The sequence below is a fragment of the Reyranella sp. genome (genome assembly GCF_050185545.1).
GTDB lineage: Bacteria > Pseudomonadota > Alphaproteobacteria > Reyranellales > Reyranellaceae > Reyranella.
Map to the genome: position 1 here is coordinate 1 of NZ_JBFWZI010000130.1, position 9,778 is coordinate 9,778.

A 9,778-nucleotide genomic window follows, 5' to 3' on the forward strand; every position below is an offset into this window, starting at 1 on the left:
TCGAATGGATCAGCATCGAAAGCCCGAGCCACGACGGCAAGGCGGTCAACGTCATGGTCGACAAGGTGGAGGGTCAGTTCCGTGACCTCGGGCTCAGGCTCGAGCGTATCCCCGGGCGTGACGGATTCGGCGACATTCTCGAGGCCAGGACGCCGTGGGGCGAGGGCAGGGGCATCCTGGTGCTCGCCCATCTCGACACGGTCCATCCGATCGGCAGCATCGAGAAGGAGCTCAAGGTCCGCCAGGAAGGCGACAGCGTGTTCGGCCCGGGCATCTACGACATGAAGGCCGGCGGCTACATCGCCTACTACGCGCTGCGCCACCTGATCCGCCAGGGCAAGCGCCCGAAGCTTCCGGTGACCTTCCTGTTCATCCCCGAGGAGGAGGTCGGCAGCCCGACCTCGCGCACCCGTATCGAGGCGGTAGCCCGGGGGCACAAGTATGCGCTGGTCATGGAGCCGGGCCGCGACGGCGACCGGGTCGTGACGTCGCGCAAGGGGGTCGGCCGGTTCGTCATCACGGTGAAGGGCCGCGCCTCCCATGCCGGCGTGCGCCACGAGGACGGCCGCAGCGCCATTCTCGAAATGGCGCGCCAGATCCTGCGCATCGAGAGCTGGACCGATTACGCGCGCGGCATCACCGTCAATGTCGGCCTGGTCAACGGCGGCAGCGGCGTCAATGTCGTCTCGGCCGAGTGCACCGCCGAGATCGATCTGCGTGTCCCCGATCCGCGCAGCGCCGAGGAGATGACGCACCGTTTCCTCAACCTCGAGCCGATTGGCGCCGACGTCGAGGTACGGGTCGAAGGCGGCATGAACCGGCCACCCTACCAGAAGGACGCCGGCATCACCGATCTGTTCACCAAGGCGCAGGCGATTTACCGCGAGATTGGCAAGGAGCTCCTGGACGTTCCCCTGACCGGCGGCGGCAGCGACGGCAACTTCACCGCCGCGCTCGGCATCCCGACGCTCGACGGCCTCGGCGCCGACGGCAAGGGCGCGCATGCCGCCAACGAGCAGATCTACTTCTCCTCGCTGCAGCCGCGGACCTACCTCTGCACGCGATTGCTGGAGACGCTGGAGTAGGCATAGTTCTTCTCCTCCCCAGCTTCGCTGGGGAGGAGAATGAAGGGAGAGGCGCGGGCCGCTAATACCCCGCCGTGAACCGCTTGCGGAGGTGCCTGGGCTTCTCGATCTCGTCGACGATGGCGACGGCGAAGTCCTCGCGGCTGATGCGGCTCTCGCCCTTGGCGTCCTCGATCAGGGTGTCGAGGGCGAGGCGGAACTTGCCGGTGCGCTTGCCGGGGCCGATCGAGGCGGGCGGCGAGATCGCCGTCCAGTCGTAGTCGTCGATCTTGCGGATCTCCTCGTAGGCCTGCAGCGCCGGCAGCGAGGTCGGCGGCTGCACGCCTCTCTCGGCCATGTGGTCGTAGTGCCGCCGACCGTCGCTGCGCAGCAGGCTGCCGGCGCCGACCACGAACAGGGCTCGCTTGACGCCGGACTGGCGGATCGTGTCGATGACGCGTCGCACGTCGTTCTCGTTCCACTTCACCGAGACGACCGCGACATCGTGGCCCTTCAGGATTTGCGTCAAGGCCGGCGCGTCAGTCGTGCTGGCGGCGCGGACGGTCATGCCGGGGCGCGGTGCGAGTTTGCGCGGGTCGCGCGTCAGCGCCGTCACGGGATGCTTGCGCGCGAGTGCCTCGTCGAGGATGCGGCTGCCGATATTGCCGCTGGCACCAATCAGCACGATGCTGGTCATGGAGCAGCTCCTTTCATGAGGTCTTGCAGGGCGTCGACTGTCGCACCTGGCGCCTCCTGCGGCACGTTGTGACCGATGCCCGGCAGCAGGCGCCGCTCGTAGGGGCCGCTGAAGAAGGCGGCCTGCCGATCGCTCGCCGGCGCCGGCCCGACGCCGTCGTGGCCGCCATGCAGGTTGATCGTCGGAACGCTGATCCTCGGTTGTTCGGCGAGCCGTGCTTCGATGCCGAGCAGGGCGGTATCGCCCGGCGCGTAGCCATAACGGTGGCGATAGGACTGGATCACCACGTCGACGAAGTCGGAATTGTCGAACGAGGCGGCGCTTCTCTCGAAGGTCGCGTCGTCGAACCGCCATTCCGGCGACCACAGCTGCCACAGGAGCCGGCAGATGTCGCGCCGGTTCTTGGTGAGTCCGGCGCGGCCGCGCTCGGTATGGAAGTAATACTGGTACCAGAAGCGGTGCTCCTGGGCGGCCGAGACCGGCTCCACCGACGCAGCGATGTTCTGGATGTTGTAGCCGGTGCAGCTCGCCAGGCAGCGCACGCGCTCGGGCCACAGGGCCGCGACGATGCAGGCCGCGCGGCCGCCCCAGTCGTAGCCGGCGAGCGCGGCGCGCCGGATGCCAAGCGCGTCCATCAGCTGCAGCAGGTCATGGCCCAGAGCGGCCTGTTCTCCCGAGCGTGGCGTGTCGGCAGAGAGGAACCGGGTCGGCCCGTAGCCGCGCAGATAGGGCACCAGCACGCGGTTGCCGGCCTCGGCGAGCGGCGGCGCCACCTCGTCGAAGGCACGAACGTCGTACGGAAAGCCGTGCAGCAGGATCACGGCCGGCCCGTCCGCCGGCCCGTGCTCCTCATAGGCGATCTCGAGGACGTCGGTGCGCACGCGTTTCGATTTCATGATGCGAGCTTAGCGCGATGCGTTGACAGAGTCGCGGGTGGCGCCCACGCTTCGCGCAAACGGAGGAAACATGGCCCGGTTCGATCGCGTGATTCGTGGTGGCATGATCGTCGACGGCAGCCGGATGCCGCGCTTCCGTGGCGACATCGGCATTAAGGACGGCCGCATCGCCTGCATCGGCCAGATCGGCGCCGGCGAGGCCGACGAAACGATCGATGCCGGCGGCCTGGTCGTGGCGCCGGGGTTTATCGACCTGCATACCCACTACGACGCGCAGTTGTTCTGGGATCCCTACTGCACCCTGTCGAGCTGGCATGGCATCACCTCGGTGGTGATCGGCAATTGCGGCTTCGGCTTCGCACCGGTGCGGCCGGTCGAGCGCGACCGCGCCATGCTCACCATGACCCGGGTCGAGGCGATCCCGATGGCGTCCATGCGGGCCGGCATGCCCTGGGATTGGGTGACGTTCCCCGAGTTCCTCGACAGCGTCGAGCGGACGCCCAAGGCGGTGAACATCCTGCCTTACATGCCGATCTCGCCGCTCTTGATCTGGGTGATGGGCTTCGAGGCGGCCAAGGCGGGCAAGCTGCCGACGCCCGAGCAGCACGCCGAGATCAGGCGCCTGCTGCACCAGGCCATGGATGCCGGCGCCTGCGGATGGTCGGCCCAGCGCATGCTGCCGACGGGGCCGGCCGCCGTGCAGCGCGACCATGACGGCTCGGCGATGCCGACCGACGTGATGCACGACGAGACCTGCCGCGAGCTCGCCCGCGTGCTGGCCGAGCGAAACGCGGGCTTCGTGCAGATGCTGCTGGTCTCGGGCGACAATGTACGCGACCAGGCGTTCTACGAGGAGGTGGCGATGCTGAGCGGGCGGCCCGTCATCATGAACGTGGTGCAGGCCTTCGATCACAAGCCACATATCCATCGCCGCGTGCTCGACTGGCTGCGCAGCTGTCGGGAGCGGGGCATTCGCGTCGTTGGCCAGGGGCTCACCACCGACGCAGGCTTCACCTTCACCTTCGAGGACTGGAACCTGTTCGACGATTCCCAGCCGTGGTGCGATGCCACGACGGGCACGCGCGAGGAACGTCTGGCCAAGCTCGCCGATCCGGCACGCCGTACCGCCCTGCGCGACAACTTGCCGATCACAGCGACCGGTCCGCTGGCCCAGATCGCCATCGTCGGGCCCAGGCTCGACAAGAACAGGAAGTGGCTCGACTACACGCTGGCGCATGCCGGCGAGAAGATGGGCAAGCATCCGGTCGACGTCATGCTCGACATGGCGGTCGAGGAGAATCTCGAGACCGAGTTCTTCGCCGCGCCGCCCAACGGCCGGATAGACTACCTGAAGGAGCTGGTCGACGATCCCTACGTGCTGTTCGGCGTGTCGGACGGCGGCGCCCACACCAAGTTCCTGACGGCCGGCCGCTATCCGACCGAGACCCTGTGCAAGGTCGTGCGCGAGCACAAGATGCTGAGCCTCGAGGATGTGCATTGGCGGCTGTCGGCGCTGCCCGCCGAGGTCGCGGGCTTCCGCGGCCGCGGCGTGCTCAAGGCTGGCGCTCCGGCCGACATCGTGGTCTACGATCTCGATGCGCTACGCGTGCTGCCCGGCGAGATTGCGCACGATCTGCCGGGCGGCGAATGGCGCCGCATCCAGCGCGCCGAGGGCTACAGGTACGTGCTGGTCAACGGCGAGGTCACCATCCGCAACGACCGGCCGACCAATTCCTTCTCCGGCCAGCTGCTGCGCCACGGCGGGTCATGATCATCGATACTCCCTCTGTGGCGCTGTCGACAGCGCCACAGAGGGAGGATGCCCCATAAGCGCTAAATCGGTCGAAAGCCCGACAAAGTCCTCGTCCTGAGGAGCGCCCGCAGGGCGCGTCTCGAAGCATGGGCCACGTAGAAGATCGTCGACAAGAGTCGTGTCGCGGCGCTCTCACTTCACTGTGGCCGACCAAAGGGCGAAGGTTGCTTCGCCCGAATCGAGACGCGGCCCTCCGGGCCGCTCCTCGGGGTGAGGTCCATTTGTATTTTGACGACTATGGGGAGATGCCCGGGAGATGCGCCCCGTCATGCGGGGCGGAGAGGTCACGTGCTGGGAGCTCGCAACTCATAGGCGCCAGCGTTGATGGAAGACGGCGTCATTCGCTGGGAGCGCGTCACTCCGATGGCGCTCATGGGATGTGTAATCACCAAGAAGAGCGCCATCGGAGTGGCGCGCTCCCAGCGAAGACCACTGCGCCTGCCTGCGCGACGCAGCTTCGCTTCGGTGGAGGCAGGTCGCCGCAAGACGGCGACACCCCTCGCCAGAGCCGGAAAGAAGGCAGAATCAGGGCGCGGCGCAGGGGTGCACGTTCATGTCGGGGCCGAGGTCGTACGGCGGCGGCACCTGTGTGAGCGTCGTGACCTGCTGCGACAAGGCCCAGTCGAACGCCCGCTTGGCGCGCGCGCAGAACTCCTTGTCGGTGGGCGCGCGCTGCGCGGTGCGATTGGCAAACTCGGTCACTACCACGTCGACATTCGAACGTTTGCGGCGGGCGAGGTCCTGGATGGCACGGCCGTTGGCGGCGAGGTCGCTCCGGAACTTGGCGAGGAAGTTGCCATACAGCGTCTCGTAGGCACGCGCGCCGCTGGGGTTCTGGCACTGCAGGGTGGCCACGTTCAGCTCCATCTGCACCATCCGCGCGCGAAAGATCGCGATGTCCTGGGTATTGTAGCAGATGCTGCGGGTGCTGCCCGCCGGCGGCGGCGCGGCGCTTGCCATCTGGTAGTCGGCGGCCGGTGGCCTGCTGGCGGGCGCGGAGGTCGAAGCCTTGCCCAGCGTACAGGCACTCACGGCCATCACACCCACAACCGCGACTGCCGCCCGCGAAATCGTTCTGATCATCAATAGCACTCCCAACGCGTGGCCGGAGACCGCAAGCCGGTACAACAGATGAAGACCTGTTTCAAATCGAAATCCCGTGCGGGGGCCCTTCGGCAGGCGGAAAAGTCGGATGTGTCAGCGTGTCGCCCGCGCGAGCGCCCGGTCGAATATCTCGAGGCCAAGGTCGATTTCCGCCGGGCCGATGGTGATCGGTGGCGCGATGCGGAAGATGCCGAAGCCTCCCCGCACGACGCTGGTCATCATGCCGAGCTCGAGACACTCGCGGGCGACGCGGCGGGCAAGCTCGGGAGCAGGCGTCCTGCTGCGGCGATCCTCGACGAGGTCGAGTCCGAGCAGCAGTCCGCGGCCACGGATGTCGCCGATGCAATCGTAGCGCTGTTGCAGGGCATGGAGCCCGGCCTTGAGCCGATCGCCGAGGAGGCGGGCGCGCTCGGCCAGGCGTTCGCGCAGGATGATCTCGATGACCTTGAGGCCAACGGCGGCTGGCAGCGGATCGGAGGCATGCGTGGTGTAGAAGAGGAAGCCGCGTTCCGCAGCGACGTCCTCGATCTCCGCGGTGGTCAGCATCGCGGCCAGTGGCAGGCCTGCGCCCAGGGTCTTGGACAAGGTGAGATAGTCCGGTACCACGCCGTCGCGCTCGCAGGCGAACAGATGGCCGGTGCGGCCGAGCCCGGTCTGCGCCTCGTCGAACACCAGCTGCAGGCCGCGCTCGCGGCACTTGTCGGCCAGCGCGGCGATGTAGCCCTCCGGCGGCTCGAGGACGCCGCCCGAGCTCAGGATCGGCTCGACGATGCAGGCCGCCGGCGCGCCGGTCGATTGTCGGTCTACCAGCTCGAAGCCGAAATCGAGCTCGGATCGCCAGTCGTAGACGCCGCGCGCGTCGATGAAGCGCGAGCGATAGGTGTCGGGTGCCGGCAGAACGAGAGCGCCGGGGAGAGCGGGCCCGTAGCCTTTGCGGCTGGACGAATAGGTGGCCGACGAGGCGCCGCCGGTGACACCGTGCCACGATCGGCTCATGGCCACGATCTCGTGGCCGCCCGTCACCAGCTTGGCCATGCGCAATGCCGCCTCGTTCGACTCGCCGCCCGTCGACACCAGCAGCACCCGGTCGAGCTTGCCCGGCGAGATCCCGGCGATCAGCGCCGCCAGGTCGACCACGGGGCGCGACAGGATGGTCGAATAGAGATGGTCGAGCTCGCCGATCCAGTGCCGCGCCACCTCGACGATCTCGGGATGGCTGTGGCCCAGGATGGCGCTCATCTGGCCCGAGGTGAAGTCGAGGATGCTGCGGCCGTCGGCGTCGATGAAGAAGTTGCCGCGGGCGCGCTCGGCGATCACCGGCGAGAAGGCGCCGCCGTATCGCACGAGATGCGCGTTCGCCTTGGCCCAGAAGGCCGGATCGTCGTTGGCGCTCATGCCGCCTCCAGCGCGGCGCGCACCAGCGGCAGGCGGTCGTTGCCGAAGAACATCGCCGGGCCGACGAACATGGTCGGGCTGCCGAAGCCGCCACGCGCCATCAGCTCGTCGGTGTTGGCGCGCAGCCGGGCCCTGCACGCGTCGGTCTCGATGGCGGCGAAGAAGCGCGGCCGTTCGAGGCCGGCGCGGCTTGCGATGTCGGCCAGCACCTCCTCGCGCGCGATGTCACGATTGTCGCCCCAGTAGGCCTCGAACGCGGCGGTGGCATAGGGCACGAGCTTGCCTTCATCGAGCGCCACGAAGGCGCCGCGCATGCACTTGACGCTGTTCACCGGGAACACCTCCGGCGGGAAGACAATGCGAAGGCCGTAAAGATTCGCCCACGCGGCGAGATCCTTCAGCATGTAGGCCTGCTTCAGCGGATTGGGGTTGGCGCGGCTGTCGTAGACGGTACGGTTCACCGTGTTGAACACGCCGCCGACCAGGATCGGCTTCCAGGCGATGTCGGCGCCGAGCTCGGCGGCCAGTGGCTGGACGGCGTGGAAGGCCAGGTACGTCCACGGGCTGGAGCAGTCGAAGTAGAAGTCGAGTTGCCGCGCCATTTCGTCTCTCCGATCTCGGTTCGCCTTGTCGATGCCACAGCCCGCCCGTATCTTGCAAATCCATGACGGTACCGGCTGAAAAGCCCAAGAAGATTGCTCCGAATAGGATAGCCCCCAATCGGATAGCGATCGTGGTGCACCAGGAGCACTCCCGGCCCGGGCGGGTCGGCACCCTCCTCGAGAAACGCGGCTACACCCTCCACCGCCTCTGCCCCAATCTCGGCTGCGAATTGCCCGAGGACATGTCGGGCTACGCCGGCGTGGTGATCTTCGGCGGCCCGATGTCGGCCAACGATTGCGGCAGCCTGGCCGGCATCAAGTGCGAGCTGGAGTGGATCCCCAAGGTGGTCGAGGCCGGAGTGCCGTATCTCGGCCTGTGCCTCGGCGCTCAGCTGCTGACGCGGGCCGCTGGCGGCTGCGTCACGCCGCATCCCGAAGGCAAGGTCGAGGTCGGCTATGCCGAGATCGTGCCGACCGAGGCCGGCCGGGAGTGGATCAGACGCCCGATGAAGGTCTACCAGTGGCATCGCGAGGGCATGTCGATCCCGGCGTGCTGCGAGCTGCTGGCGACCAATGAGACTTACCCAGTCCAGGGCTTCCGCTGCGGGCCGAATGCCTTCGGATTCCAGTTTCATCCCGAGGTTACCCTGGAGATGAAGGACCAATGGACGAGCGAGCCCGGCGAGAGCATGCGCCGGCCGGGAGCCCAGCAGCGTGGCGTGCACCTCTCCATGCACCCGCTCTACGACCCGCCGCTCGATCGCTGGATCGACGGCTTCCTCGACCGCTGGCTGGCAACCGACACGCGGCTCAACTGAGCGTTTCATCTTCCCCCGAGCTTCGCTCGGAAGGTGCCCCGTCTAACGGGGCGGAGGGGTCGTTTCATTGCTGGGAGCGCGCCACTCCGATGGCGCTCTTCTCGTTGATGACACATCCCATGAGCGTCATCGGAATGGCGCGCTCCCAGCAATGACCTCCCAGCTCCGCTGAGGAGGAGGTCATCCACAGCGTGGTCTAACATCGGGCATTGCGCTAGGCTCTACGGGAGTTCCAATCCGGGGGAGATGCATTGATGTCGGGTGCTCTGATCTTCGTGCTGGCCTTGGTCGTGGTCGCGCTGGTGCTGGTCTTCGCCGGCGTCAAGACGGTGACCCAAGGCAGCAACTGGACCATCGAGCGGTTCGGCCGCTACACGCGAACCCTGCCGCCCGGCCTGCATCTGATCGTGCCGTTCATCGATACGGTCGGCCGCAAGATGAACATGCAGGAAAACGTCCTCGACATCCCCGGGCAGAAGGTCATCACCAAGGACAACGCCACGGTCCAGGTCGACGCCGTCGCCTTCTATCAGGTGGTCGATGCGGCACGGGCGGCCTACGAGGTGCAGAACCTCCATCTCGCGATCACCAATCTGGCGCTGACCAACATCCGCAGCGTCATGGGCAACATGGCGCTCGACGAGGTCCTGTCCAAGCGCAACGAGATCAACAACACGCTGCTCGCGGTGATCGACCAGGCGACCGGTCCGTGGGGCGTCAAGGTGCTGCGCATCGAGCTCAAGGACATTGCGCCACCCGACGACCTTGTGGTGGCGATGGGCCGCCAGATGAAGGCCGAGCGCGAGAAGCGCGCCACCATCCTGGAAGCCGAAGGGGTGCGCGAATCGAGCATCCAGCGCGCCGAGGGCGAGAAGCAGTCGGCCATCCTCACGGCCGAGGGCCGGCGCGAGGCGGCGTTCCGCGATGCCGAGGCGCGCGAGCGCCTCGCCGAGGCCGAGGCCAAGGCGACCTCGGTGGTCGCCGAGGCGATCGCCGGCAACGGCGTGCAGGCGACCAACTACTTCCTGGGCACCAAGTACGTCGAGGCGCTGTCGCGGATGGGCGCCAGCAACAATTCCAAGGTGTTCTTCCTGCCGGTCGAGGCGGCGGGAGTGATGGCCTCGATCGCCGGCATCGGCGAGCTCGCCAAGGAGGCCCAGGCGCGTGCCGCGGGCGACATGGCCCGGCCGCGCGGCTCGGTTCCCACCTCGGGTTGAGGAGCACTATGAGCTTCAAGGTGATCTTCTGGCACTGGTGGGCAATCGCCGCCGTGCTGCTCGTGCTCGAGATGGTGCTGCCCGGCGTCGTCTTCATGTTCCTGGCGATCGGGGCGTTTGCGTCCGGGCTGGCGGTGCTGGTGCTGGCCGACCTGTCGCTCGAGTTCCAGCT

General features: G+C 67.3%; 9 protein-coding genes. 4 read left to right on the top strand and 5 right to left on the bottom strand.

All coding sequences use genetic code 11. The features are described 5' to 3' along the window. Positions 1-1,085, top strand: a 1,085-nt coding sequence (locus AB7O82_RS26710) for a M20 family metallopeptidase (protein WP_428555195.1), incomplete at its 5' end; no start/stop codon positions are given. A gap of 61 nt (positions 1,086-1,146) precedes the next feature. Here the strand turns inward: AB7O82_RS26710 and AB7O82_RS26715 are convergent. Together AB7O82_RS26715 and AB7O82_RS26720 are read right to left on the bottom strand one after the other, a co-directional pair. Then, positions 1,147-1,761: an NAD(P)-dependent oxidoreductase gene (locus AB7O82_RS26715; RefSeq protein ID WP_428555192.1), complete on the bottom strand. Its 615-nt coding sequence runs from the start codon at positions 1,759-1,761 to the stop codon at positions 1,147-1,149. Beyond that, positions 1,758-2,657: an alpha/beta fold hydrolase gene (locus AB7O82_RS26720; protein ID WP_428555189.1), complete on the bottom strand. Its 900-nt coding sequence runs from the start codon at positions 2,655-2,657 to the stop codon at positions 1,758-1,760. The genes AB7O82_RS26715 and AB7O82_RS26720 overlap by 4 nt, the downstream gene beginning before the upstream one ends. 70 nt (positions 2,658-2,727) lie before the next feature. Between AB7O82_RS26720 and AB7O82_RS26725 the strand changes: the two genes are divergently transcribed. Then, positions 2,728-4,428: an N-acyl-D-amino-acid deacylase family protein gene (locus AB7O82_RS26725; RefSeq protein WP_428555186.1), complete on the top strand. Its 1,701-nt coding sequence runs from the start codon at positions 2,728-2,730 to the stop codon at positions 4,426-4,428. A gap of 567 nt (positions 4,429-4,995) precedes the next feature. On the opposite strand, the gene AB7O82_RS26730 is transcribed toward AB7O82_RS26725, so the two are convergent. From AB7O82_RS26730 to AB7O82_RS26740, 3 genes are all read right to left on the bottom strand, one after another. Continuing rightward, positions 4,996-5,553 (bottom strand): hypothetical protein, encoded by a 558-nt coding sequence (locus AB7O82_RS26730; RefSeq protein ID WP_428551135.1) that lies wholly within the window; start codon positions 5,551-5,553, stop codon positions 4,996-4,998. 114 nt (positions 5,554-5,667) lie between these two features. Next, positions 5,668-6,969 carry an aspartate aminotransferase family protein gene (locus AB7O82_RS26735; RefSeq protein WP_428551133.1) on the bottom strand — a complete coding sequence of 434 codons (1,302 nt, stop codon included), beginning with the start codon at positions 6,967-6,969 and terminating at the stop codon, positions 5,668-5,670. Continuing rightward, complete coding sequence (locus AB7O82_RS26740; RefSeq protein ID WP_428551130.1) at positions 6,966-7,571, bottom strand: 2-hydroxychromene-2-carboxylate isomerase; 606 nt, start codon at positions 7,569-7,571, stop codon at positions 6,966-6,968. The genes AB7O82_RS26735 and AB7O82_RS26740 overlap by 4 nt, the downstream gene beginning before the upstream one ends. Positions 7,572-7,702: 131 nt before the next feature. Between AB7O82_RS26740 and AB7O82_RS26745 the strand changes: the two genes are divergently transcribed. Together AB7O82_RS26745 and AB7O82_RS26750 are read left to right on the top strand one after the other, a co-directional pair. Beyond that, complete coding sequence (locus tag AB7O82_RS26745; RefSeq protein WP_428551128.1) at positions 7,703-8,389, top strand: glutamine amidotransferase-related protein; 687 nt, start codon at positions 7,703-7,705, stop codon at positions 8,387-8,389. Between the two features lie 254 nt (positions 8,390-8,643). Beyond that, complete coding sequence (locus AB7O82_RS26750) at positions 8,644-9,606, top strand: SPFH domain-containing protein (protein WP_428551126.1); 963 nt, start codon at positions 8,644-8,646, stop codon at positions 9,604-9,606. The last annotated feature ends 172 nt before the right edge of the window (positions 9,607-9,778 follow it).

What these genes read in the sequence shown, in the direction of transcription:
- AB7O82_RS26715 (WP_428555192.1), bottom strand. Translation starts at nt 1,761, where the DNA reads ATGACCAGCATCGTGCTGATTGGTGCCAGCGGCAATATCGGCAGCCGC.
- AB7O82_RS26725 (WP_428555186.1), top strand. Translation starts at nt 2,728, where the DNA reads ATGGCCCGGTTCGATCGCGTGATTCGTGGTGGCATGATCGTCGACGGC.
- AB7O82_RS26720 (WP_428555189.1), bottom strand. Translation starts at nt 2,657, where the DNA reads ATGAAATCGAAACGCGTGCGCACCGACGTCCTCGAGATCGCCTATGAG.
- AB7O82_RS26730 (WP_428551135.1), bottom strand. Translation starts at nt 5,553, where the DNA reads ATGATCAGAACGATTTCGCGGGCGGCAGTCGCGGTTGTGGGTGTGATG.
- AB7O82_RS26750 (WP_428551126.1), top strand. Translation starts at nt 8,644, where the DNA reads ATGTCGGGTGCTCTGATCTTCGTGCTGGCCTTGGTCGTGGTCGCGCTG.
- AB7O82_RS26740 (WP_428551130.1), bottom strand. Translation starts at nt 7,571, where the DNA reads ATGGCGCGGCAACTCGACTTCTACTTCGACTGCTCCAGCCCGTGGACG.
- AB7O82_RS26735 (WP_428551133.1), bottom strand. Translation starts at nt 6,969, where the DNA reads ATGAGCGCCAACGACGATCCGGCCTTCTGGGCCAAGGCGAACGCGCAT.